Below are 522 nucleotides of genomic sequence, written 5' to 3' on the forward strand. Positions count from 1 at the left end.
TAAAGATAATAAACTAAGTAATTGAAGGCTTCTCATATGGCCCTTGGCAACTAACTTTTAAATAAGGGGCGCTGGCTCGTGGGGCATAATAACGAAGTGGCCCCGCGTGTTAGCGTCCCAACGAGCGCCAGCGAGTGACTTTATTTTTTTGTTAGGTGACATACTTAATACTACCTTGAATTAACATTACGAATACACCCAACGAAAAGTAAATAATTGGGAGTAAATCCCAGTAGCCGTAATTGCCATGTTTTTTGAAACTACGGAGCGATTGCCAAACTGAAAATGTAAATACCAATAAATACGATGCTGCAATGGTGAATATTTTAATGCTAGAAACTGTCGGATTACTAGTGAAGCCTGCTCCGAATGCGAGGAACATTAGGCTTATAAACAAGGTTAGAGGCAGCAGGATAATGCCCCCGATTAATAAACTAAAATTCCTTGTCAGCCATGTGATCACTGTGGCACCTAACATTAAGCTAAGCGGCGCAGTTGCGTGGGGCATAATGGCGAAGCCGC

At 42.3% G+C, this 522-nt stretch carries 1 protein-coding gene; it reads right to left on the reverse strand.

Annotated features, from left to right (window positions below):
- Positions 1–151: 151 nt before the first annotated feature.
- Positions 152–522, reverse strand: a 371-nt coding sequence (locus tag JC525_RS20050) for a hypothetical protein (protein ID WP_233095337.1), incomplete at its 5' end; no start/stop codon positions are given.

The organism is Alteromonas sp. IB21, assembly GCF_016405965.1.
GTDB lineage: Bacteria > Pseudomonadota > Gammaproteobacteria > Enterobacterales > Alteromonadaceae > Alteromonas.